The organism is Pseudomonas sp. GG8, assembly GCF_052976945.1.
Window position 1 is genome coordinate 4,939,530 of sequence record NZ_JBRIIP010000001.1, and the last position, 23,239, is coordinate 4,962,768.

Genomic DNA, 23,239 nt, shown 5'->3' on the forward strand with positions numbered 1-23,239 from the left:
CGGCTGCCATGACCTGTCATTTCTGACAGGGTTTACAGATCTGTCTTTCACTGGTTAGCTCCAAAAATGACCTCGATCCTGAGGTCATCAAGGAGATAGCCGTCATGGAAAAACCGACTTTTGCATTTACCCCCGAAGAGCAGGCACTCAATGCCCGCCTTCTCGCAGCGCTCCCCCGTGGTTCCTCAATCAAAAAACGCGACCGAATCGTCGACTATGAAGTCGTCGAAATGGCTGCGTTGTTCCGCGAGGGCAATCCGAATAAGTTGACCGCAGAACAAGTGCTCCTCGCCTACCTGAATAGAATCAGCCAATTCAACGGCACCTTCGAAACCTATGATGAAAACGGCGGCTACAACGCCTTCGTGCGCATCGATCTGATAGAGGCCCAGGAACAAGCCAGACTGGCCGATGAATGGCTAAGCAATCCCAACGACGAACGCGGCCCGGCACCACCACTGTGTGGTATTGCGATGGGAGTGAAAGATTCAATCGGCATACAAGACCGAAAGAGTACAAACGGCACTGCGGCATTCAGCAGCAATATTGCGCTTCAGGATGCTACCTGTGTGACCAAGCTTCGGGCACAAGGTGCGGTGTTGGTCGGGCACAATACGTGTTCGGCTTACTCGGGCGATACAACGGGGACTTTTGCTGGAAATGCCTGGGACCCGGCGCGAGCACCCGGCGGATCCAGCCAAGGCTCAGGGGTCGCGCCAGTGGCCCGCCTTTGCGCGGCGTCGCTGGGCGAGGAAACCGGCGGCTCGATGATCATCCCCGCAGCGTGCAACGGAGCCAGCGCGATCAAACCATCTCTTGGGCTGGTATCCGTAGCCGGTCTGATGCCCGCAAGTAACGGCCTTGATGTGATAGGTCCGATGTGCCGGTCGGTTCGCGATGCCTCACTGATTTTGTCACTCATCTCGGGGATCGATCAGCTCAACGATCCCCATACCCTGTCGGCACCGATCCCGCCAAACCTGCTGCCAACGACCGCCAGAGAGGGCCTTTTGCCTCTGCGCGGGCTGACCATTGGGGTGCCTCAAACGGACTGGATGAACTCCATCTCCGTTCCTCCCGCCGACACCTACGACCCCGACTACAAGCTAGCGTTCGATCGCTTTAAGGGGCAACTACGGGACCTGGGTGCCACTGTCGTTGAATTCCCGGGCCTGGATCTACAGATTCCCGACAATGCACCTTTCACCCACTCTCACGAGTTAGGGTTACTGCCGGACCTAGAACCCATCACGCCATTCAAAGCAGTTTTCTGGAGTAACGGACTCGACTGTCGACACTGGCAGTCGGTTGCGGAATTTGCGCAGGACCTGCCAGCCGAGTACCGGACCGAGTTACTTGGGCATTACCACCCCGCGACCAATACCTCTGCGAGCTACATCACCTCTGCCATGAGAACGGAAGCTGAGGAACGGCGCCGACGAGAGCAAGCGCTTCTCCAACAGGCGCTTGATGATTACGCCGTGGACTTTATGCTGGTCATGCCATTGGGTGCTCACATCGGCAGGCGCTTTGATGGCAGCGAAAGGCTGCCGAACCAACGTTCACACTACAACGTGCCTAACTTACAAGGTTGGCCCATGCTGACATTTCCCATAGGATATGGGCGGACCGGTCTACCCGCGCAATTGCCGATCACTGCAGCATTCTGGGGAACACGCTTCAACGAAGCGATGATCATTCAAGCTGCCATAGATTTTCAGGATCGATTTCCGGAATACCATAATGCGGTGCCGCCAGACCCCACATTCGGCCCTGACACGAAACGGCCGCCGCACATTCCGCGCGTGCAGCCTGTGACACCAGAAACCTCGACCGATCCGATTATCATGCAGAGGGGGCGCTCATGAGCCTGATCAGCAGCACGCCATTCTTTACCGTTAAATGGACGCCACCGATCAATCCAGGGCAATTACCCGCAAATCCGAGAAGTGAGGTGCCAAGGTTCATGGCCGTGGCGTGGCGAGCGAAACTCGGGCCGGTGTATTACCCGTTTGAGCGTGAGAGACCAGAGATTGCGTTATAGCGGCCTGTCTGACAAAGCGCATCAAACCCTTCGCAGGCAAGCCAGCTCCCACAGATTTGGTGTACTAAAGGACCCATGTGGGAGCGAATTCATTCGCTTGTATGGTAGGACTTGAAGGGGTGGTGGGACGAACAGTTCGCTTCTGACTGATGAGACAGTACAGACCGTGGGAGACCTCGCCCCACCCCTTCCACCAAAGCGCCGATAAAGAATGCATCGTGTAAGAGCGAAGATAGAAACAAGCCAACACCTCTTGGTGAAACCCCAACAAGTCCTGAAACCTTATCGTGGAGCGCCGTCCTTGGCAAACCTGGTCGTAAAGTCTCCCACAGTTAAAAATATGCGTCAGGCACAGACTCCTATAGTAGCGCTGTCAATTACTGATCAGTCGACGGTTTTTCCCAAAGATTGATCCCGCCTTCAACTGCGAAGCGGTCGATTTCGGCCAGCTCTTCGCTGCTGAACGACAGGTTTTTCAAGGCCCCGACGTTTTCGATGATTTGCTCTGGGTGACTGGCGCCGATCAACGCCGAGGTCACGCGTGGATCACGCAGGGTCCAGGCCAGCGCCATTTGCGCCAGGCTCTGGCCACGACGCTGGGCGATTTCATTGAGGGCACGCACGTGAGCGATGTTGCTCTCGGACAGGTGCGACGCCTGCAATGACCCACCGCCCGGGCGATTGACCCGCGAATCCTTCGGCACGCCATTCAGGTATTTGTCGGTCAACAAACCTTGCGCCAGTGCCGTAAAGGCGATCACTCCTGCGCCGAGTTCTTCGGTGGCGTCCAACAGGTCTTTTTCGACCCAGCGGTTGAGCAGGTTGTAAGCCGGTTGATGAATCAGCAGCGGCACTTTCCATTCGTTGAGCAACGCCGCCATTTCGCGGGTTTTCGACCCGGAATAAGACGAGATGCCGATGTACAGGGCCTTGCCTTGCTGCACGGCGGTGGCCAGGGCGCTGGCGGTTTCTTCCAGCGGGGTCAGCGGGTCGAAACGGTGCGAATAAAAGATATCGACGTAATCGAGGCCCATGCGCTGCAAGCTCTGATCGAGGCTGGCCAGCACGTATTTGCGCGAGCCGCCGCCCTGACCATAAGGCCCCGGCCACATGTCCCAACCGGCTTTGCTGGAGATGATCAGCTCATCTCGGTAATGCTTGAAGTCTTCGCGCAGCAGACGACCGAAGTTGATCTCGGCGCTGCCATAGGGCGGGCCATAGTTGTTGGCCAAATCGAAGTGGTTGATGCCCAGATCGAAGGCGGTACGCAGCAGTGAACGCTGAGTGTCCATCGGCGTGCTGTCGCCGAAGTTGTGCCACAGCCCAAGGGACAAGGCCGGTAAAACCAGGCCGCTACGGCCGACGCGGCGGTACGGAATGGATTCATAACGGTTTTCGGCAGCGATATAAGTCATCGAATCCTCTCTCGTTAAAGGTGCATGGGTGCGACCCCTGAACGTAGCTCGCAGTTCCTGCTTTTTTTAATACACCGATTGCTGCAACGGGGTCAGGCGAGCTGGCCGAGCATACCCGTAAGCGCCCCACCCCAATAGTCCGACTAATCAAGACGCCCCCGTACTGCACTGTATTGTTGAGATTTATTGAACAGTAAAGGCAATTTACGGCCATTTATCGCCCTGAATAAACATGTGAATCTACAAACACATTCAGTCAGGAGGTGCAGCATGATCCCTACTACCCAGAATCAGGCCACTCACACCCGCGCGCGCAAAGTCGCTATGGTTACCGGCGCATCACGCGGCATTGGCGCTGAAATCGCCAAGCGTCTGGCTGCCGACGGTTTCGCCATCGCCGTCAACTACGCCAACAGTGCTGCCGAAGCCGACACCTTGGTCGCCCGGATCGTCGCCAACGGCGGCCAGGCTGTTGCCATCAAGGCTGACGTATCGAACGCGGCCGACGTGCGCACTCTGTTCGACGTGACCGAACAGCAACTGGGCCGTGTCGACGTGCTGATCAATAACGCAGGCGTGATGAATCCCTCCCCCTTGGCCGACACCAGCGACGAGTTGTTCGAACAGACCTTCGGGATCAACACGCGTGGCACCTTCAACACCCTGCGGGAAGCCGCTACGCGGATGAATGACGACGGTCGTATCGTCAATTTCTCCAGCACCGCCCTGGCACTGAACCTGCCGGGTTACGCGATCTACAACGCCACCAAGGCGGCCGTCGAATCCTTCACCCATGTGTTTGCCAAAGAACTGCGCGGCCGCAACATCACCGTCAACGCCGTCGCGCCTGGGCCCGTTGCGACTGAGTTGTTCCTGCACGGTAAAAGCGAAGAGCAGATCCAGCAGTTCGCCAAGATGCCACCGTTGCAACGCCTGGGTCAGCCAGAAGACATCGCCAACGTCGTCTCCTTCCTCGTCGGCCCGGATGCCGGCTGGGTCAACGGGCAGATTTTGCGCGCCAACGGCGGGCTGGCCTGAAGCCCGATCATCGGGGCATTCAGGCGCTTTTTTTTGCATCAGCGCACCAAATGCAGGAACTGCAAGTGCCGCTCGTATTGGTCAAGGATGTCGTTGATCACCTGCTCCCTGGTGTAGCCGACCAGATCGTAATCCTGACTGCCTTCACTCAAGTGAACTTCGGCGCGGTAGTAACGCCGATTGTTCATGCCTTTCGAACCCATGCCGGCGCGAGCAAAGGTCGGCGTGAAATAACCGCGCATCATCACGTGATAGATGAACGGACGCTCGTCGCCGTGGCCGACTTCCAGGCTGACGCTGTCGTTGCTCGGATCGGGCTGGGTCACCACCTTCAGGCCCTTCTCGACGAACACCGCCGTGACCTCTTCGATGGCCGGACGCACCGTCTGCTCAAGGAAACGATAGACCTCGTCGCGTGACGGGAAGTGCACAGCCTGGGTCAAGCGCTGTCGCCACCCGCCACGCCCAAGGCGCGAGCCGGACACCGGCGCCAGCGAATGCAGCTGGGCGATTTGCCGCTGCGACTCCAGATAGAAAGCCTTGTGCAGCCCCCACATCATCAGCAACAGAATCAGCGAGAACGGCAACGACGTCAGCACCACCGCCGATTTCAGCGAATCGATACTGCCAGCAAACAACAACCCGCTGGTGATCAGGGCAGTCGCTACGCCCCAGAACACCCGCAGCCATTTCGGTCCATCCTCGTCTGCACTCCCGCCACGCGCGGACAGGGTCGACAGCACCACGGTGCCAGAATCCGCCGAGGTGACAAAGAACACAAAGCTGATGAACACCGTCACGGCAATGACAGTTTTGCTCCACGGGTAGTTTTCCAGCAGCAGGTAGAGGGTCATCGAAGGGTCGTCGATGGCTGACTGCCCGAGCGCGACCATGCCGTGATTGAGTACCTGGTCAATGGCGCTGTTACCAAAAATCGACATCCAGGCCAAGGTGAAACCCAGCGGAATCAAGAGCACGCCGCAGACGAACTCACGGATGGTGCGGCCACGGGAAATACGCGCAATAAACAGCCCGACAAAGGGCGACCACGCGATCCACCATGCCCAATAAAACACGGTCCAGCTGCCCAGCCAGTCGCCGGTTTTATCGTAGGCGTAAACATCGAAACTCTTGGTGGGCAGCGCGCCCAGGTAATCACCGATGTTCTGCACCAGCGTGTTCAGTAGATGCTGGGTGGGACCGGCGAACAACACGAACAGCAGCAGCGCGCAGGCCAACAACATGTTGATGTCGGACATGACGCGCACGCCCTTGTCCACGCCCGCGATGGCCACCAGAATCGCCGCCCCCATCATCAGGGTGATCAACCCCACCTGAATCCATTGGGTATGTGGCATACCGAACAGATAGTCGAGGCCTGAATTAAGGTGCAGTACGCCAAAGCCCATGTCAGCGCCCAGCCCGAACACCGTGGCGATGATGCCGAAACCATCCACCGCATAGCCAATAGGACCGTTGATGCGCTTGCCGATCAGCGGGTACAACGCCGAGCGCAAGGCCAGCGGCAGGTTATGCCGATAGGCGAAATACGCCAACGCCATGCCGACAAACGCGAACACACCCCAACCATGCAAACCCCAATGCAGAAACAGCAGCTGCATGGCCTGTCGCGCCGACTCGGTGGTACCGCCCTCGCCCTGTGGCGGTTGCAGCATGTGGGTGAGCGGCTCGGAAACGCAGAAAAAGAACAGGGTGATGCTGATCCCGGCAGCGAACAACATGCCGGCCCAGGACAAATAACTGAACTCGGGTTCGTCGTGGTCGGCACCGAGCTTGATCTTGCCGTAGCCAGACAAGGCGGTGACCACCACGAAGACCAGATACAGGGTCATCGCCAGCATGTAATACCAGCCGACCGTGTTGGCCGCCCAGTTTTGCGCCGCCAGTAACCACTCGCCGGAGCGTTGCGGAAAGACAATCACCAGCAGCCCGAACAGCAAAATGAAACCCGCCGCAAAATAAAAAACCGGCGGATTCATCCGAACTTGGCTGCTGACCTGCGGGGTAGGCGCACTCATAGGGACTGCGCCTCATGGAAGAGGGAAGTAACCGGGAAAAACGAACTCAAGGGGTAAGCCTCCTGTTGTGAGCGGGCAGCGAACCACCGAATTTAACTTGAACGAACGGTCAAGTTAAACATAAATGGCCCCGCGAGGACTAATCGCAGGCGGGTTGTCGCTCGCTTGGTATGGAGGTGTGACGCATGGAGAGCACTAATCGTTCCCACAGAAAAGCAATCTCTGTGGGAACGAATTCATTCATGAGAATGAGGTGTCAGGCGACTCAGCGCCCTACTTCTGACACCCATCATCCTGCTGCAACAGGTTAGCCTGGGTCAGGTTGCAGCCAGCCGGTACGCTGCGGGTCAGCCAGACGTTGCCGCCAATGGTCGAACCTTCGCCGATGGTGATGCGCCCAAGAATGGTCGCACCGGCATAGATCACCACGTCGTCTTCGACTATCGGATGACGGGCGTGGCCTTTTTGCAATTGACCGTCTTCGTCCGCCGGGAAGCGTTTCGCGCCCAGAGTCACAGCCTGATAGATGCGCACACGTTCGCCGATGATCGCGGTTTCACCGATGACCACACCTGTCCCGTGATCGATAAAGAAGCTCTGGCCAATCTGCGCGCCGGGGTGGATGTCGATGCCGGTGGCCGAGTGTGCAATCTCCGAACTGATCCGTGCCAGCAACGGCAGGCCGGCGCGGTACAGGTGGTGCGCCAAGCGGTGATGAATGACCGCCAGAATGCCCGGATAGCACAGCAACACTTCGTCGACGCTGCGCGCAGCCGGGTCGCCGTGGTAGGCCGCCAGCACGTCGGTGTCCAGCAAACGGCGAATCACCGGCAAGGCGCTGGCGAAATCCTGAATCAGCTGCACCGCGTGCGTGTCGGCAGCGGCGACGTTCTTGCCATGTTGACGCGCCACATAGCGCAGTTCCAGGCGAGCCTGCGCCAACAACGCATTGAGGGACACGTCGAGGGTATGGCCGACGTAGAAGTCCTCGCTCTCTTCGCGCAAGTCCACCGGCCCCAGGCGCATCGGGAACAACGCCCCACACAGTGCTTCGAGAATGTCGCGCATGGCCGCTCGTGAGGGCAGCTCACGACCGCCATGCTCACCACTCACACGCCCATTACGCGTGCGCCAGTCATCACGCGCCGCACGCAATTGGTTGACGATTTGCTGCAACTGCCAGTTATCGGTACGGCTGTCGGCCGATGCCTCTGGAATATCGCTCACGCTCACCACTCCTTCTGCATTCAAGGTAAAAGAGCCACGTTCACGGTCGCACGATAACGGCCGCTGATGCTCCCACTCTACGGCAAACTTTTGCGACGAAAAATTAACAATTTCCGTAGGGCCTTTGCCGAACACCGTCCATTCCTGCAAATGTTGCACAGGGCTCAGTCGGTTGCCTATAGTCCATCGACTCACTTCCCGGCCAATTGACCACCATGATCAAACAACAGCTCGCTCGTTTTAACCGCCTGAAATTGCTCGGCGCCCCCACTCCACTGGAAAAACTGGAGCGTCTGTCTGCCTGGACCGGCCGGGATATTTATGTCAAACGCGATGACACCACCACACTGGCACTGGGCGGCAACAAGGTGCGCAAGCTCGAATACCTGGCTGCCGACGCGTTGGCCCAAGGTGCCGACACGTTGATTACCGCCGGAGGAATCCAGTCCAACCACGTGCGCCAGACGGCCGCGCTGGCTGCACGTCTGGGCCTGGGTTGCGTCGCGCTGCTGGAAAACCCCATCGCCAGCACCGACACCAGCTACTTGAGCAATGGCAACCGCCTGTTACTGGACCTGTTCGACGCCAAGGTCGAGCTGGTCGAGAACCTGGATAACGCCGATGAGCAACTGCATGCCCTCGCCGCCCGTCTGCGGGCTGGCGGCAAAAAGCCTTATTCGGTGCCGATTGGTGGCTCCAACGCGTTGGGCGCGCTGGGGTATGTGCGCGCAGGGCTGGAGTTGGCCGAACAAATCGAGCAGACCGGGCTGACATTTGCCGCCGTGGTCCTCGCGTCTGGCAGTGCTGGCACGCAAAGCGGCCTGGCCTTGGGACTCAGCGAAGCGTTGCCCCGGTTGCCTGTGGTGGGCGTTACCGTGTCACGTAGCGAAGAAGCCCAGCGGCCGAAAGTCGAAGGACTGGCACAGAGAACTGCAGAGTTACTGGGCATCAATCTGCCGAGCAGCTTCAAGATCGACCTGTGGGATGAATATTTCGCACCCGGTTACGGCGCACCCAACGCGGGCACCCTGGCCACAATCAAGCTGGTCGCCAGCCAGGAAGGCCTGTTGCTCGATCCTGTGTACACCGGCAAAGCCATGTCTGGGCTGCTCGACGGCATCGGTCGCCAGCGCTTCAATGAGGGTCCGATCATCTTCCTGCACACGGGCGGCGCGCCGGCCTTGTTCGCTTATCCCGGCGCCTTTTCGGGCTGATTTTCCAGCCAGCCTCCATATTCCAATTAGAAATATATAAATTATTTTTAATTATTTTAATTCATATGCAGCAGCCCCTATAGTCACACGGCGTGCAGGATTAGCCACGCCCTGTGAAGGCTCACTAAGGGAATAAAGTCGCCTGAAATAACTGGATTAAGTTTCAAGGCCGCAGTAGCGTTCATTGGGTCTGATTCTTGCCTGTCGCTCAAAACACCATAAGGGGCTCGTCATGAACATTGCTGCCATCCGCCGGACATTTCTTCTTTCCACATTGAGCCTTGTGCTCGGCTCCAGCCTGATCGGGCAAGCCGTCGCCGGGGACCAGCTGCAAAAAATCAAGGACAGCGGCACGATCAATGTCGGCCTTGAAGGCACGTATCCGCCGTTCAGCTTCGTGGACGAGAAAGGCGACCTCAACGGCTTTGAAGTCGAGTTCTCCCAAGCCCTCGCCAAAGAGCTGGGGGTGAAAGCCAAACTGCAACCGACCAAATGGGATGGCATCCTCGCGGCGCTGGAATCCAAACGCCTTGATGTGGTGATCAATCAGGTGACCATCTCCGAAGAGCGCAAGAAGAAGTACGACTTTTCCGAGCCCTACACAATCTCCGGGATTCAAGCGCTGACCCAGAAGAAGGACGCAGGCAAGTTCCCGACACCTGACTCCCTTGCAGACAAAAAAGTCGGCGTCGGCCTGGGCACCAACTACGAACAATGGCTCAAGGAAAACGTGCCTAAAGCCATCGTCAAAACCTATGACGATGACCCTACCAAATTCCAGGACCTGATCGCCGGCCGCACTGACGCGATCCTCGTTGACCGTCTGGCCGCATTCGAAATGGTCAAAAAAACCAATGACAAGCTAGCCGTGTCCGGCGCGCCGTTTTCCCGCCAGGAATCCGGTATCGCGATACGCAAAGGCGAGCCCGAGTTGGTCGCCGCCATCAACAAAGCCATCGACAAACTGCGTGCCGACGGGACCCTCGCCAAGTTGTCGCAGAAGTACTTTGGCTCTGACGTGACCCAATGATTGAAGAGAGTCTGAAGCTAGCGCTGGACTCCGCGCCCTTTCTGCTCAAGGGCGCATATTTCACGGTCATCCTCAGTCTGGGCGGGATGTTCTTCGGCTTGCTGCTGGGCTTCGGCCTGGCATTGATGCGTTTATCGCACCTCAAGCTGCTGAGCGGAATTGCACGGGTATATGTGTCGTTCTTTCGCGGCACACCCTTGCTCGTCCAGTTGTTCATGATCTATTACGGCCTGCCACAACTGGGGATAGAACTGGACCCGCTGCCCGCAGCGCTGATCGGTTTTTCCCTGAACATGGGCGCTTATGCCTGCGAAATTCTGCGTTCAGCCATTGGCGCAGTGGATCGCGGACAATGGGAAGCTGCGGCCAGCATCGGCATGACCCGTGCGCAAACCATGCGCCGGGCGATTCTTCCGCAAGCCGCGAGAACCGCTTTGCCGCCGCTGGGCAACAGCTTCATTTCACTGGTCAAGGACACCGCGTTGGCGGCAACCATTCAGGTGCCCGAGCTGTTCCGTCAGGCACAGTTGATCACTGCGCGGACCTTCGAAATTTTCACCATGTACCTTGCCGCCGCACTGATCTACTGGATCCTTGCCAGCCTGCTCGCGCACCTGCAGCACCGCCTGGAAGCGAGGGTCAACCGACATGATCAGGAGTCTTGAAGCATGATCGTGGTTGAAAAACTGACCAAGAAATTCAAAGGGCAGACGGTACTCAACGGCATCGATTTGACCGTCGAAGCTGGCGAGGTTGTGGCCATCATCGGACCCAGCGGTTCCGGTAAAACCACCCTGTTGCGTTGCCTCAATTTTCTCGAAGAACCCACCAGCGGCAAGATCATCGTCGGTGACATCGAGATCGATGGCAGTCGCCCGCTGAGTCAGCAGCAAGGCTTGATTCGACAACTGCGCCAGCACGTGGGTTTCGTCTTTCAGAACTTCAACCTGTTCCCCCATCGCACCGCGCTGGAAAACGTGATGGAAGGCCCGCTGGTGGTAAAAAAAATGCCCCGCCCGCAAGCCGAGGCGCTGGCGCGTAAGCTGCTGGCCAAGGTCGGCCTGGCCGGCAAGGAAGACGCGTACCCACGGCGACTGTCCGGCGGCCAGCAACAGCGGGTAGCGATTGCCCGCGCCTTGGCCATGGAGCCCGAGGTCATTCTGTTCGATGAGCCCACCTCAGCGCTGGACCCGGAGTTGGTGGGTGAAGTATTGACGACCATCCGCGCCCTGGCGGAAGAGAAACGCACCATGGTCATCGTGACTCACGAGATGAGTTTTGCCCGGGATGTCGCCAACCGGGTGATCTTTATCGACAAGGGCGTGATCGTTGAACAAGGCGACGCCAAGGCGCTGTTTGCCAACCCTAAGGAAGAGCGGACTCGCCAGTTTCTGGAACGAAGCAGGCACTGATCAACCCTGCAGATAACAAAAAACAGCGCTCACCCGGCGCTGTTTTTTTTCGCGCCTGACATTTCTTGGGGTTGCTGAGTAGGACGCAGTACTGAGACCCAAGTAACCCACAAGCCGTACAAATGTAGGAACTGTCTGATTCCATCCGAAGCTCGCGTTTCACGCTCGCACTGCCTTGACACTCGTTCCCATCCTCTCTTAGCTGGCTATCACGATTCATTGATATCCATTCATAGAGGTATCCGCGGCGCCGCGTGTTAGCCGCTGATCACGAGGAGTATTCAACATGGCTTGTGCGACCCAAACGTCCCATCAGATCAAACTGCATGCCCCTTATTTGCCCCAAGCAAACAAGCACGGTATTGGCGTGAGTGCCGCCGCGCATCTGCGGGTCACTATCAAGCCTTATGCGGCCATGGACGAGGGCGACCTGATCGAACTGTTCTGGGGTGGCCGTTACGTTGCATCAAAGCTGCTGACGACCGCAGATATCGGCGAGACCCTGGCACTGCGTGTCCCGGAAAGTTTTTTACAGAGCGGCAAGGTCAAAATCTGGTACCAGATCCAAAAAATCGGCAGTACGCCGTCGCTCTCCGCGAGCATAGATGTATGGGTAAAACTCGATTGTCCTGGTGGTCACCCCAACCCGTTGAGCCCAGAAGAAAACCAGAGCCTCGCGCCCTTGGCTGTACCCGACGCCCTGCTGCGCCACGGGCTCACCGCAAAACAGCGGAGAAGGGGTGTTGAGCTGACCATTGAGGCGTACCAAAACATGGCCGCCAAAGATGAAATCACCCTGCGCTGGGGGGATGTGCGCATGGATCTGCCAGCCATCGATGCCAGCGATGTGGGCAAGCCCATTACATTGAATATTCCGCCGGCATTGATTCTGGAAGGAGGCGAAGACCATCAGCTGGAAGTGACTTACTGCATTATCGACCGGGTGGGCAACACGTCACGCTGGGCACCACCACGCGCACTTAACGTCAGTGGCGTCGCTGATTAATACACCACGGAGCTTTAAATCACGATCTGCAACTCTCCCGTCTATGCTTATTCCAAAAAGTAAGTTTATTTAATTTTTATACACGCTTAGGGTATATATACCGGACCACCGGACCACCGTCAGTTTGTTTTCGCCGCAGAGACGCGGCTTATGTCGATGTGAGGTTTGGAATGGTCACTTTCACAATTACCCCCGTGCAGATCGCCAGGGCATTGCGTACCGCCACGGAGCGGCGCTGATGTCGGATCTCGTGGCTACACCTCTCCAGAGCGATCTGGACATCGCCCCGCTGCTATTGCCAGCGAAGGTCCTGAGTAACGACGCCCAAGCCATCGCCGCTGCCCATGAATTGGCGCAGCTCGCGCGCTTGCAGGCGGCACAGCGTGATCGTCAGCGCAAACTGCCGTGGGCCCAAATAGAACACTTCACCCGTAGCGGGCTGGGGAGCATTTCCATCCCCCGGGAATACGGCGGCCCGCAGGTTTCATTCGTGACCCTGGCGGAGGTGTTCAAGATCATTTCCGCCGCCGACCCTGCGTTGGGGCAGATCCCGCAGAATCAGGTGGGCATCCTCAATTCGTTGTTGGGCAGCGCCAACGAAACACAAAAAAAACAGGTGTTTCAAAGCGTGCTGAACGGCTGGCGCATCGGCAATGCCGGGCCTGAACGCGGCACCAAAAACACCCTGGATATCAAAGCTAGAATCACCGCCAAGGGCGACGGGTTTGTCCTCAACGGCCAGAAGTTCTATTCCACCGGGGCGCTGTTCGCGCATTGGGTGGCAGTCAAAGCACTGAACGATGACGGTCGACAAGTGCTGGTATTCGTCCCGCGTGGCACACCGGGTTTGCGCATTGTCGATGACTGGTCCGGCTTTGGCCAACGCACCACCGCCAGCGGTACGGTGCTGCTCAATAACGTGCCGGTGGAAGCCGAGCACATCATCGAGAACTGGCGCCTGGCGCATACGCCGAACATTCAGGGCGCCGTGTCGCAATTGATCCAGGCGGCCATCGATGTCGGGATCGCTCGCGAAGCCATCGACGACAGCATTCGTTTTGTCCGCGAGCGCTCGCGCCCATGGATCGATGCCAACGTCGAACGGGCCAGCGACGATCTGTACGTGATCGCCGACATCGGCAAACTGAAACTCGAACTGCACGCCGCCGAAGCATTACTGCGCAAAGCGGGTCAGGTGCTGGATGAGGTCAACGCCGCGCCCGTGGACGTAGCCTCTGCCGCTCGCGCCTCGATTGCCGTTGCAGAAGCCAAGGTCCTGACCACTGAAATCTCCCTGCTCGCCAGCGAAAAGCTGTTCGAGCTGGCAGGCAGTCGCGCCACTCTGGCCGAGTTCAACCTCGACCGCCATTGGCGCAACGCTCGCGTTCACACGCTCCACGACCCGGTGCGCTGGAAATACCACGCCGTCGGCGCTTACCACCTGAACGGCACAGTGCCGGCCCGGCATTCCTGGATCTGACCAGAGCACTGGAGAACGTATGAGCCTTATATCTCACCTGCCGCAAACGGCAGCAGTGATCGACAGCGACGCCCAAGCCTTGAACATGGCCGCCGATCTGGCTGAACATTTTAAGCGCGACAGCGCCCTGCGTGACCGTGAACGCCGCTTGCCACACGAAGAACTGGAACTGTTTTCCCGCTCCGGTCTGTGGGGCATCAGCGTGCCAAAAGCTTTCGGCGGTGCGGGCGTTTCCATCGTCACCCTGGCCAAGGTCACACAACTGATCGCCGAGGCTGACTCGTCCCTCGGACAGATTCCTCAGAACCATTTCTATGCCCTTGAGGTGCTGCGCGTGAACGGCAGCGCTCAACAGCAAAAACGCCTGTACGCGGAAGTACTAGCCGGGCAACGCTTCGGTAACGCACTGGCCGAGTTGGGCACCAGAACCGCTCACGACCGCACTACGCGCCTGACCCAGGACGGTGATGGCTATCGCATCAACGGCCGCAAGTTTTACGCGACCGGCGCCTTGTATGCGCAGCGCATACCGACCTCGGTGGTGGACGAACAAGGTGTGCAACAACTGGCCTTCGTCCCGCGTGACGCTGCGGGCCTGACGGTGATCGATGACTGGAGCGGCTTCGGCCAGCGCACCACCGGCAGCGGCTCTGTGGTGTTCGATAACGTGTTTGTCAGCGCCGATGACGTGGTGCCGTTTCAAACTGCCTTCGAACGCCCCACTACCGTAGGCCCGCTGGCACAGATTCTTCATGCGGCCATCGACACCGGCATCGCCCGCGCGGCCTATGAGGACGCCTTGCACTTCGTCCGCACTCGCACCCGGCCATGGATTGATTCCGGTATCGAAAAAGCCGTGGACGATCCATTGACCCTGCACAGCTTCGGCAAGCTTGGCGTTCGCCTGCACGCGGCCGAAGCGCTACTGGAACGCGCCGGTGAGTTTCTTGATCGCGCCCAAGCCGACAGCACCGCTGAAAACGTCGCCGCCGCGTCCATTGCGGTGGCCGAAGCACGCGCCATCAGTACCGAAATCTCTCTCGCAGCGGGCAGCACCTTATTCGAGCTGGCGGGCAGTCAAGCCACATTGGCCGAGCATGGCCTAGACCGTCACTGGCGCAACGCCCGCGTGCACACCCTGCACGACCCGGTGCGCTGGAAATATCACGCCATCGGCAATTACTACCTCAATGATACAAACCCGCCACTGCGGGGGACCCTCTGATGACCAAGAAAAAAATCCTCCTCAATGCGTTCAACATGAACTGCATTGGCCATATCAACCATGGCCTTTGGACGCATCCCAGGGACAACTCCACCGAGTACAAGACTCTCGAATACTGGACTGAGCTGGCGCAACTGCTGGAGCGCGGCCTGTTCGATGGCTTGTTCATCGCCGATATCACCGGTGTGTACGACGTGTACCAGAGCTCGGTGGATGTAACGCTCAAAGAGTCGATCCAGTTGCCGGTCAATGACCCGCTTATGCTGCTGTCGGCCATGGCGGCGGTCACGAAAAATCTGGGGTTCGGCCTGACCGCCAACCTCACGTATGAAGCGCCGTATCTGTTTGCCCGACGCATGTCGACCCTCGACCACCTGAGCCGTGGCCGCGTGGGCTGGAACATTGTTACCGGTTATCTGGACAGTGCAGCCAAGGCCATTGGCCTGAGCGAACAGGTCGAACACGACCGTCGTTATGATCAGGCCGATGAATACCTGGAGGTGCTGTACAAACTCTGGGAAGGCAGCTGGGAAGATGACGCGGTGATCAATGATCGCCAGCAACGGATCTATGCCCAGCCCGAAAAAGTGCACAAGGTTCGGCACAAAGGCGAGTTCTACCAGGTCGAGGGTTATCACCTTTGCGAACCGTCACCGCAGCGCACCCCGGTGTTGTTTCAGGCAGGCACTTCTGATCGCGGTTTGCAGTTCGCCGGGCGCCATGCCGAGTGCGTTTTTATCAGCGGACAAAACAAGGTCGCGACCCGCGAGCAAGTGGACAAGGTTCGCGCCAGCGCCAAAGCCGCCGGGCGTAACCCCGAGGACATCAAGGTGTTCATGGGCTTGAATGTGATCGTCGGCGCCACCGAGGAACTGGCCCGCGCCAAGCATCGGGAGTATCTGGAATACGCCAGCGCCGAAGCAGGCGTTGCGCATTTTGCGGCCTCTACCGGGATCGACTTCGCGGAATACACACTGGACGAGCCGATCCAGTACGTGAAAAGCAACGCGATCCAGTCGGCGACCAAGAGCCTGAAAAACAATGATTGGACCCGCCGCAAACTGCTCGATCAACACGCGCTGGGCGGGCGCTACTTCACCCTGGTCGGCTCGCCGGAACAGGTGGCTGACGAACTGGAATCCTGGATCGCCGAAACCGGTCTCGACGGCTTCAACCTGACCCGCACCGTGACCCCGGAAAGCTATGCGGATTTCATCGATGTGGTGATTCCGGAACTGCAACGCCGTGGTTCTTACAAAACCGCTTATGGCAGCGGCACCCTGCGCGAGAAGCTGTTTCGCGAGGGCCCACGTTTACCTGCGTCGCATGCGGGAACGGGGTATCGACATGCGGGGAAATAACAATGCAACTGTTGCGCACGGTCAGACAACATCAACTCCAGCCCTTATTACGCCCAGGATTTCAGCCATGACCAAAACAATAATCACCCTGGCCCTCGCGCTCTTCACTCTCAACGCCCACGCCGACGATAAACCGCTCAAAGTCGGCACTACCGCCGCCTTTGCCATCCCGCTGGAAGCGGCCGTCGCAGAAGCCGGCAAGCAAGGCCTGAAGGTCGAACTGGTGGAGTTCAGCGACTGGATCGCCCCGAACGTCAGCCTCGCGGCAGGCGATATCGACGTGAATTACTTCCAGCACGTCCCGTTCCTGGAAAATGCCAATGCCGCAGCGGGCTTCCATCTGGTGCCTTACGCGTCCGGGATCATCAACAACGTCGGGCTGTATTCGAAGAAGTACAAAAGCCTCGATGAGCTGCCGACTGGCGCCACCGTGGCCATCGCCAACGACCCGATCAACAGCGGACGCGGCCTGCAACTGCTGGCCAAAGCCGGGCTGATCACCCTCAAACCTGGCGTCGGCTACAAGGCCACCGAAGAAGACATCGTTGCCAACCCGAAAAAAATCAAACTGATTCAGGTCGAGGCTGTGCAACTGGTGCGCGCCTACGATGACGCTGATCTGGTGCAGGGCTACCCGGCCTACATTCGCCTGTCGAAAACCTTCGATGCCGGTTCCGCGTTGCTGTTCGACGGTCTGGATCATAAGGAATACGTGATCCAGTTCGTGATCAAGCCCGAGAACAAAAATGACCCGCGTCTGGCCAAGTTCGTCGACATCTACCAGCACTCGCCCGTTGTTCGCGCCGCCCTGGATAAAGCCCATGGCAAACTCTATCAAGCCGGCTGGGAAGGCTGAACATGAACGCGACCGCCCAACGCCAGTTACAGCATGAATCGCCCAGGGCCGAGCAGCCCTCGGAGCTGCACCCGGACTTGAATCGGGCCCATGTGCGTTTTATCAACCTGGGCAAAACCTATGACAGCCAGCACGGGCCGGTGGATGCACTGCAGAACATCGACCTGGCGATTCAACGCGGTGAGGTGTTCGGCATCATCGGCCGTAGCGGCGCGGGCAAGTCTTCATTGATTCGGACCATCAACCGCCTGGAGCGCCCGAGCAGCGGTCGGGTGCTGATCGATCAGGTGGACATCAGCGAGTTCGACGAAGACCATCTGGTGCAGCTGCGTCGGCGTATCGGGATGATCTTTCAGCACTTCAACCTGATGTCGGCCAAGACCGTGTGGCAGAACGTCGAACTGCCGCTCAAAGTCGCCGGCGTGCCACGTGAACAGCGCCAGCGCAAAGTCGCCGAACTGCTGGAACTGGTCGGTTTGCAAGACAAGCACAAGGCCTACCCGGCACAACTGTCGGGCGGACAAAAACAGCGCGTGGGGATTGCCCGCGCCCTGGTCCATGATCCGGCGATTCTGCTGTGCGATGAAGCCACCTCGGCGCTGGACCCGGAGACCACGCAATCGATTCTCGGTCTGCTACGCGAGATCAATAAACGGCTGGGCCTGACCATCATTTTGATCACCCATGAAATGGCGGTCATCCGCGATATCTGCGACCGGGTGGTGGTGCTTGAACACGGTCAAATCGTCGAGCACGGCCCTGTGTGGCAGGTGTTCGGCAACCCTCGGCACGACGTCAGCAAAACCTTGCTGGCGCCGCTGCAACACGGGCTCCCCGAGGATGTGCAAGCGCGCTTGAACCCCGAGCCACAGCACCCCACGGCTGCGGTGGTACTGGACGTGCATTTCACTGGCGTTGGCGGCGAAGAACCGGACCTGGCCGCGCTGTTCAATTCCCTTGGCGGGCGGATCAGCCTGTTGCAGGGTGGGGTTGAGCGCATTCAGGGCCGCGCACTGGGACATCTGGTGATCGAGGTCGCCCACTCGCCCCATGACCTGGACGAGTTACTCAATCGCGCCCGCACACTGGCGCAACGCGCGGAGGTATTGGGTTATGTGGTTTGATCGACTGCTTCAAGGTGTCATCGATACGTTTTTGATGGTCGGTGTATCGTCATTGATTGCCCTGCTGCTGGGCATTCCGCTGGCAGTGATTCTGGTCACCAGCGCCAAAGGCGGAATCTACGAAGCGCCCACTCTGAATCGCGTGCTGGGCGCCTTCGTAAATCTGTTCCGCTCGATTCCGTTCCTGATCCTGATGGTCGCGCTGATTCCGTTCACCCGGCTGATCGTCGGCACCACCTACGGCGTCTGGGCGGCCGTGGTGCCGCTGACCATCGCAGCGACGCCGTTTTTTGCGCGCATCGCTGAAGTCAGCCTGCGAGAGGTCGACCATGGCCTGATCGAAGCCGCGCAAGCCATGGGCTGCCGCCGATGGCACATCATCTGGCATGTGCTGCTGCCCGAAGCGTTGCCGGGTATCGTCGGCGGCTTCACCATTACACTGGTGACGATGATCAACTCGTCGGCCATGGCCGGGGCTATCGGCGCAGGTGGATTGGGTGACATCGCCTACCGCTACGGTTATCAGCGCTTCGACAGCCAGGTGATGCTCACTGTGATTGCCTTGTTAGTGGTGCTGGTCGCAGTGATTCAGTTTGGCGGTGATCGGCTGGCTCAGGTGCTGAACAAGCGTTGAGTGATTGAACAACGGCTGGGCGGGGGTATATTCATCACTTACCCACGCCCAGACAGACCCGCAATGAAACTCGCCCCGCAGGACCTCGCCAAAATCACCGCCACCACCGTCGGCCACTACAACGAAGTGGCTGACGACTTCCGCGAAGGCACCCGTGACCACGACGTCAGCCAGAACATAGCCGCGCTGCTGCGACATATCGAAGGCGAGGCGCCGTGGCATATTCTGGATTTTGGCTGCGGACCGGGACGCGATCTGAAGACCTTCAGCGCCATGGGTCATAGTGCGGTGGGTCTGGACGGCGCCGAGCGTTTCGCCGACATGGCCCGTGCCGAGACCGGCTGTGAAGTCTTGCAGCAGAACTTTCTCGAACTCGATCTACCGGCCGAGCGCTTCGACGGGATCTTCGCCAACGCAGTGTTGTTCCACGTCCCCCGCCAGGAACTGCCACGGGTCCTGCGCGAACTGCACGCAACGCTGAAGCCGGGCGGCGTGCTGTTCAGCTCCAATCCAAGGGGCGAAAATCAGGAAGGCTGGAACGGCAGCCGTTATGGCTCCTATCACGACCTGGAAGCCTGGCGCGAACTGCTCAATGACGCGGGCTTCACCGAGCTTGAACACTATTACCGCCCCGAAGGACTGCCCCGCGAGAAACAGCCGTGGCTGGCGAGTGTGTGGCGCAAGGCTTGAAGGACTTCCCACAGAGATTTTGGTCGGCAATATATTCCGTCACCTGCCCGTCCGCCTCAAACGCTGTAATAGACTGCCCGGCAAAGCGCTTGCCGACGACCTCCCGCACCTGGCGATCAAAGTTGGCCACCAATCGCGTGCCATCGGTAAACGTGGTCTGCTGAACTTGCCGATCGGGCGTCAGCCAGCGGAATTCCGTCAAAGACTGAGTCCCCAAACGTTGGTGCAAAGGTTGGAAAAAAGCGTTCTGGCGCTCAATCAGCGGCAACCGATGCTTCAGCGTGTCAGCACTCAGGTGGTAAAGCGGCGGCACGTTGTAGAGCAGTTGTGTCAACTCGTTCTCCGCTCTCACGTTACTCAGCTTGACGTTGTCGAACAGCCAGTGATGAGTGGTGATCACCGAGCCATGGAACACCGCCTGATACAGGGGGAGCCTCGTAGCGGGATCGAAATGGACGGTTCGATAGGGTTCTTTGATCGGAACCTGCTTGAAGAATACGCTCGGCTGTTCTGGTGGGTACCAGTCACCCAGATAGTACGGTGACTGTTTGTTTTTGCTGAGGTCCGGATCGCCCCAACCAATAACCGGCGTCTGCATACCATGAGCGAACAGGATGCCTTGGGCGGTGACAGCATTTCCGTCTTCAGAGCCTGCGACCAGCTTCAAGGTTTCAGCGATCCAGCGTGAGGCATCAATATTGCCAGCGGCATTTTGCGCTTGGGTCATGCTGGCGTCAGGACGATAGCTGTCGAACAACATGCTGGTCGCGTAGGCATCGAGGAACCAACTGTTGAACCCGGCTTTAGCCTGAATCGCCTTTATTCGAGCCTCAAGTAAAGGCCGCACGCAGCGCGGGTCGGTGTAATGTCCTGACTGCTGGAACCCACTCTTGAACTCGCCGCGCTTCAATAATATGGCGCAATCGCGATAGGCGTCGTTTCCCAGATGCGCGGTAGTCCAGTCCGGGTTTTCCGTCGACGACAATGCCGTTTGATAAGAGTCGTATGGGGCCATCAGATAGCCGGCCAGTACGCCGGCGCGTATCGCCTCGGGATGCCACAGGCCGCCTTCCCAACCTTCGGCCACTCCCAGCCACAAACGCGTCAGCTTGGCGGCCTGGAGTTGCTTGATCGTCGTCTCGGACATGATGCTGCCCCACCGCTCAGGCTGCGGTGTCAGCGCAGTGACGAAAGCCTTCGCGAGTTCCTCGCGCAGTTCTCCGTAGCGATTGGCCAACGCCTGCATATCCGGTCTGGCCGCCCCCTGCCAACTTTCTCGCGCTTTGGTGTTCAGGGCTTGATTAAGGCCGCTCAACAGGGTGGCCTGTTGGTAACGGCTAAGCGGGGGCTGGGCGATTTCCAGCATCTGCGTGGCTGCAGCATCAAGATAACCGCGCAACGCTGTAGCCAATGTTCCTTTGCCGCGCAGTAGTTCAAGCAAGCGCGGCCAACTGCGTACATCATCCGGCCCGAGTAAATCATTGCCCCATAAATAGATGTGACTGGCTCCCAGCAACTTCGCGGCTTCTGGGGTCTTCCGCAGTTTGTCGCTGAAGGTTTCATAGCGTCCAGCTTGAATCAGCCCCTGTCGATAGCGTTTGGCGCCAGCCAGCGGGTCGGCCTCGCCCAAATAGAGGCTAAAGGTCAGCGGCGTCAACGGGGCCAGCGAGGTGAATTCATGACTGGCCGCAATCGCCAACCCCAGGCCTTCGGCGCTCAATGTCAGGCGGTTATTGTAGGGATTCGTCATCAGCCAGTTCAGGGTGAAACCGCCATGATCGATACCCCACAGCGGCAAGCTGAGGTCCTGAGTGGTATTGAATTCGCCCTGATCCAGCAGGAACCGCTGCCACACTGGATCACCTGCCGGGACGTAACGCCCTTCAGCAAGCGGCCATATCAAGCCCTTCCCCATCGCATGACCGGGTTGCCGGAGAAAAACCAGCTCACCGGGGTCTCGGGCTTGAATAGTCAGAGAGAGTTCACGCTGATCCAGCGTTGCGCTGAGCTGCCAGGCACCGTCATCCCACAGCCAATTGATGCGCTCCGCATGCTTATCCAGAGCGCTGACCCGATGCGCAACCACTCCGGCGGAGGCTTGCACTGCTGCACCCCGGGCAGGAATGGCACGAATCGCCAGTGTTGCCGGGTCTATCTCTATTCGCCAATAGTCGTTTTCCAACCAGGTATCGGCGGCGGCCCATGGCGCCATTAACAGGGCGCAGATCAGCAGCCCTGAATACAAACATCGGTTCATGTAAAACATGCTGCCCCCGCGCGCCCGAAAATCGGCAACTGACTCGAAGTAGCAGAAATTAGTGGAAAACAAAAAAACTGTCTGTAGTACCGGTCCTAAAAGATCGCAGCCACCATCTATGAGTAGAAATCAGCTTCCCGGCGCGCCATGTGCTTCTTCGAAGAAGAAGTCTTTCCAGCTGTCAGCCTTGTTTTTCAGCACGCCCAATTCCTGCAATTTGCTGGCGTAGATGAAGGTGCGCTGAGGGGTGATGGTGAAATCGATTTCCGGGTCGGCGACGATTTTTTCGACGAAGGCCAATGGCAATTTCGATTGCTCCACACGAATGTAGGTCTGAGCAGCGGCAGGCTTGTCGGCCTTGATGATGTGCTCGGCTTCAGCCAGGGCGTCATAGAACGCTTTGTAGGTTTTGGGGTTTTCGTCGTGAAATTTTTCAGTGGTGTAGAGCACGTTGAACGTGGCCTGACCGCCGAGCACGTCATAGGAGCTGAGCACCTTATGCACCTTCGGGTTTTCCAGCTCCTGATACTGGAACGGCGGGCTGGAAAAGTGTGAACTGATTTCAGACCCGCCGGCGATCAACGCCGAGGTAGCATCCGGGTGCGGCAGGCTGACGGAGATCGTATCGAAGCGTTTGAAGTCGGCATCGCCAAACTGTTTGGCCGTTTCGATCTGCAACGTGCGTGACTGGAAGCCGACACCTGCGGCAGGCACGGCGATACGGTCCTTGTCAGTGAAGTCTTTCAAGCTCTTCACGTCCGGGTTGTTGCTAAGCAGGTAGTTAGGCATCGAACCCAGCGAAACGATGGCCTTGACGTTCTGTTTGCCCTTGGTGCGATCCCAGAGGGTCAACATCGGAGGAACCCCGGCCGAGACCACATCCAGCGCACCGGCCAGCAATGCTTCGTTCATGGCCGTAGATCCCGAGATGCTGTTCCAGTCGACCTTGATGTCCAGGCCCTGCTGTTTACCGTGTTTCTCGATCAATTGCTGATCGCGCACCACGTCGAGAATCAGGTAACCGATACCGAATTGTTGGGCGATGCTGATCTTGCCTTCTGCTTGCACGCCGCTGCTCAGGAGTGCCCCGAATAAACCGAATGCCGTCGCAAGTGCTGTCAGCGCCGGACGCTTGAAAGAAGTGGCCATGTGATCCTCGCAATGCAGATAAGAAGGTTACGCGTGTT

The 23,239-nt window shown here is 58.4% G+C and carries 20 protein-coding genes; 15 read left to right on the plus strand and 5 right to left on the minus strand.

Going from position 1 to position 23,239, the window contains the following annotated elements; translation table 11 throughout:
• Positions 1 to 104 precede the first annotated feature (104 nt).
• A complete protein-coding gene (locus tag ACVBEG_RS23360) occupies positions 105 to 1,868 on the plus strand; it encodes an amidase (protein WP_447108344.1) in 1,764 nt (587 codons plus the stop codon).
• Positions 1,865 to 2,044, plus strand: a complete 180-nt coding sequence (locus ACVBEG_RS23365) for a hypothetical protein (protein ID WP_323568077.1) — start codon at positions 1,865 to 1,867, stop codon at positions 2,042 to 2,044. Before ACVBEG_RS23360 ends, ACVBEG_RS23365 begins: the two co-directional genes overlap by 4 nt.
• 377 nt (positions 2,045 to 2,421) lie before the next feature.
• Here the strand turns inward: ACVBEG_RS23365 and mgrA are convergent, their stop codons facing one another.
• Positions 2,422 to 3,459, minus strand: a complete 1,038-nt coding sequence (mgrA, locus tag ACVBEG_RS23370; RefSeq protein WP_322177283.1) for an L-glyceraldehyde 3-phosphate reductase — start codon at positions 3,457 to 3,459, stop codon at positions 2,422 to 2,424.
• A gap of 270 nt (positions 3,460 to 3,729) precedes the next feature.
• Here mgrA and ACVBEG_RS23375 point away from each other — a divergent pair, with 270 nt between their 5' ends.
• Positions 3,730 to 4,497, plus strand: coding sequence for an SDR family oxidoreductase (locus ACVBEG_RS23375; RefSeq protein WP_447108345.1), 768 nt, complete (start codon positions 3,730 to 3,732; stop codon positions 4,495 to 4,497).
• 38 nt (positions 4,498 to 4,535) lie between these two features.
• Here the strand turns inward: ACVBEG_RS23375 and betT are convergent, their stop codons facing one another.
• Both betT and epsC read right to left on the minus strand, forming a co-directional pair.
• Complete coding sequence (gene betT, locus ACVBEG_RS23380; RefSeq protein WP_322218883.1) at positions 4,536 to 6,536, minus strand: choline transporter BetT; 2,001 nt, start codon at positions 6,534 to 6,536, stop codon at positions 4,536 to 4,538.
• Positions 6,537 to 6,809: 273 nt separating this feature from the next.
• Positions 6,810 to 7,763 carry a serine O-acetyltransferase EpsC gene (gene epsC, locus ACVBEG_RS23385; protein ID WP_322177281.1) on the minus strand — a complete coding sequence of 318 codons (954 nt, stop codon included), beginning with the start codon at positions 7,761 to 7,763 and terminating at the stop codon, positions 6,810 to 6,812.
• Between the two features lie 215 nt (positions 7,764 to 7,978).
• On the opposite strand from epsC, the gene ACVBEG_RS23390 reads away from it, so the two are divergent.
• From ACVBEG_RS23390 to ACVBEG_RS23445, 12 genes are all read left to right on the plus strand, one after another.
• On the plus strand, positions 7,979 to 8,977 hold the full coding sequence (locus ACVBEG_RS23390; protein WP_322177280.1) for a D-cysteine desulfhydrase: 999 nt from the start codon (positions 7,979 to 7,981) through the stop codon (positions 8,975 to 8,977).
• A gap of 232 nt (positions 8,978 to 9,209) precedes the next feature.
• Positions 9,210 to 10,007, plus strand: a complete 798-nt coding sequence (tcyJ, locus tag ACVBEG_RS23395) for a cystine ABC transporter substrate-binding protein (RefSeq protein WP_219063744.1) — start codon at positions 9,210 to 9,212, stop codon at positions 10,005 to 10,007.
• A complete protein-coding gene (tcyL, locus tag ACVBEG_RS23400) occupies positions 10,007 to 10,672 on the plus strand; it encodes a cystine ABC transporter permease (RefSeq protein ID WP_219063783.1) in 666 nt (221 codons plus the stop codon). The genes tcyJ and tcyL overlap by 1 nt, the downstream gene beginning before the upstream one ends.
• Positions 10,673 to 10,675: 3 nt before the next feature.
• Positions 10,676 to 11,419, plus strand: coding sequence for an L-cystine ABC transporter ATP-binding protein TcyN (tcyN, locus tag ACVBEG_RS23405; protein WP_322177279.1), 744 nt, complete (start codon positions 10,676 to 10,678; stop codon positions 11,417 to 11,419).
• 286 nt (positions 11,420 to 11,705) lie between these two features.
• Entirely contained in the window at positions 11,706 to 12,425 is a 720-nt protein-coding gene (locus ACVBEG_RS23410; RefSeq protein WP_322218879.1) for a hypothetical protein, read from the plus strand.
• Between the two features lie 238 nt (positions 12,426 to 12,663).
• Entirely contained in the window at positions 12,664 to 13,905 is a 1,242-nt protein-coding gene (locus ACVBEG_RS23415) for an SfnB family sulfur acquisition oxidoreductase (protein WP_323565796.1), read from the plus strand.
• Positions 13,906 to 13,924: 19 nt separating this feature from the next.
• Positions 13,925 to 15,130 (plus strand): SfnB family sulfur acquisition oxidoreductase, encoded by a 1,206-nt coding sequence (locus tag ACVBEG_RS23420; protein WP_322218875.1) that lies wholly within the window; start codon positions 13,925 to 13,927, stop codon positions 15,128 to 15,130.
• Positions 15,130 to 16,491 carry an LLM class flavin-dependent oxidoreductase gene (locus tag ACVBEG_RS23425; RefSeq protein WP_323565798.1) on the plus strand — a complete coding sequence of 454 codons (1,362 nt, stop codon included), beginning with the start codon at positions 15,130 to 15,132 and terminating at the stop codon, positions 16,489 to 16,491. The genes ACVBEG_RS23420 and ACVBEG_RS23425 overlap by 1 nt, the downstream gene beginning before the upstream one ends.
• Positions 16,492 to 16,558: 67 nt before the next feature.
• Positions 16,559 to 17,347 (plus strand): MetQ/NlpA family ABC transporter substrate-binding protein, encoded by a 789-nt coding sequence (locus tag ACVBEG_RS23430; RefSeq protein WP_416151983.1) that lies wholly within the window; start codon positions 16,559 to 16,561, stop codon positions 17,345 to 17,347.
• 2 nt (positions 17,348 to 17,349) lie between these two features.
• The gene (locus ACVBEG_RS23435; RefSeq protein ID WP_322177274.1) at positions 17,350 to 18,471 is read left to right on the plus strand and encodes a methionine ABC transporter ATP-binding protein; all 1,122 of its coding nucleotides are present in this window, start codon (positions 17,350 to 17,352) and stop codon (positions 18,469 to 18,471) included.
• On the plus strand, positions 18,461 to 19,105 hold the full coding sequence (locus ACVBEG_RS23440) for a methionine ABC transporter permease (protein ID WP_322177273.1): 645 nt from the start codon (positions 18,461 to 18,463) through the stop codon (positions 19,103 to 19,105). Before ACVBEG_RS23435 ends, ACVBEG_RS23440 begins: the two co-directional genes overlap by 11 nt.
• 63 nt (positions 19,106 to 19,168) lie before the next feature.
• Positions 19,169 to 19,795: a class I SAM-dependent methyltransferase gene (locus tag ACVBEG_RS23445; protein WP_322218867.1), complete on the plus strand. Its 627-nt coding sequence runs from the start codon at positions 19,169 to 19,171 to the stop codon at positions 19,793 to 19,795.
• Here ACVBEG_RS23445 and ACVBEG_RS23450 read toward each other — a convergent pair.
• Entirely contained in the window at positions 19,710 to 22,052 is a 2,343-nt protein-coding gene (locus ACVBEG_RS23450) for a glycoside hydrolase (RefSeq protein ID WP_323565806.1), read from the minus strand. The two genes, ACVBEG_RS23445 and ACVBEG_RS23450, sit on opposite strands and share 86 nt — an antisense overlap.
• A 129-nt stretch (positions 22,053 to 22,181) precedes the next feature.
• Positions 22,182 to 23,201, minus strand: a complete 1,020-nt coding sequence (locus tag ACVBEG_RS23455; protein WP_323565799.1) for an ABC transporter substrate-binding protein — start codon at positions 23,199 to 23,201, stop codon at positions 22,182 to 22,184.
• Positions 23,202 to 23,239: the final 38 nt, after the last annotated feature.

Excerpts from the sequence above, each read along its gene's own strand:
- ACVBEG_RS23390 (WP_322177280.1), top strand. The coding sequence starts at position 7,979 with ATGATCAAACAACAGCTCGCTCGTTTTAACCGCCTGAAATTGCTCGGC.
- ACVBEG_RS23420 (WP_322218875.1), top strand. The coding sequence starts at position 13,925 with ATGAGCCTTATATCTCACCTGCCGCAAACGGCAGCAGTGATCGACAGC.
- ACVBEG_RS23435 (WP_322177274.1), top strand. The coding sequence starts at position 17,350 with ATGAACGCGACCGCCCAACGCCAGTTACAGCATGAATCGCCCAGGGCC.
- ACVBEG_RS23415 (WP_323565796.1), top strand. The coding sequence starts at position 12,664 with ATGTCGGATCTCGTGGCTACACCTCTCCAGAGCGATCTGGACATCGCC.
- mgrA (WP_322177283.1), bottom strand. The coding sequence starts at position 3,459 with ATGACTTATATCGCTGCCGAAAACCGTTATGAATCCATTCCGTACCGC.
- ACVBEG_RS23375 (WP_447108345.1), top strand. The coding sequence starts at position 3,730 with ATGATCCCTACTACCCAGAATCAGGCCACTCACACCCGCGCGCGCAAA.
- betT (WP_322218883.1), bottom strand. The coding sequence starts at position 6,536 with ATGAGTGCGCCTACCCCGCAGGTCAGCAGCCAAGTTCGGATGAATCCG.
- ACVBEG_RS23430 (WP_416151983.1), top strand. The coding sequence starts at position 16,559 with ATGACCAAAACAATAATCACCCTGGCCCTCGCGCTCTTCACTCTCAAC.
- ACVBEG_RS23440 (WP_322177273.1), top strand. The coding sequence starts at position 18,461 with ATGTGGTTTGATCGACTGCTTCAAGGTGTCATCGATACGTTTTTGATG.
- ACVBEG_RS23445 (WP_322218867.1), top strand. The coding sequence starts at position 19,169 with ATGAAACTCGCCCCGCAGGACCTCGCCAAAATCACCGCCACCACCGTC.
- ACVBEG_RS23410 (WP_322218879.1), top strand. The coding sequence starts at position 11,706 with ATGGCTTGTGCGACCCAAACGTCCCATCAGATCAAACTGCATGCCCCT.
- ACVBEG_RS23455 (WP_323565799.1), bottom strand. The coding sequence starts at position 23,201 with ATGGCCACTTCTTTCAAGCGTCCGGCGCTGACAGCACTTGCGACGGCA.
- tcyN (WP_322177279.1), top strand. The coding sequence starts at position 10,676 with ATGATCGTGGTTGAAAAACTGACCAAGAAATTCAAAGGGCAGACGGTA.
- ACVBEG_RS23450 (WP_323565806.1), bottom strand. The coding sequence starts at position 22,052 with ATGAACCGATGTTTGTATTCAGGGCTGCTGATCTGCGCCCTGTTAATG.
- tcyJ (WP_219063744.1), top strand. The coding sequence starts at position 9,210 with ATGAACATTGCTGCCATCCGCCGGACATTTCTTCTTTCCACATTGAGC.
- ACVBEG_RS23425 (WP_323565798.1), top strand. The coding sequence starts at position 15,130 with ATGACCAAGAAAAAAATCCTCCTCAATGCGTTCAACATGAACTGCATT.
- ACVBEG_RS23360 (WP_447108344.1), top strand. The coding sequence starts at position 105 with ATGGAAAAACCGACTTTTGCATTTACCCCCGAAGAGCAGGCACTCAAT.
- ACVBEG_RS23365 (WP_323568077.1), top strand. The coding sequence starts at position 1,865 with ATGAGCCTGATCAGCAGCACGCCATTCTTTACCGTTAAATGGACGCCA.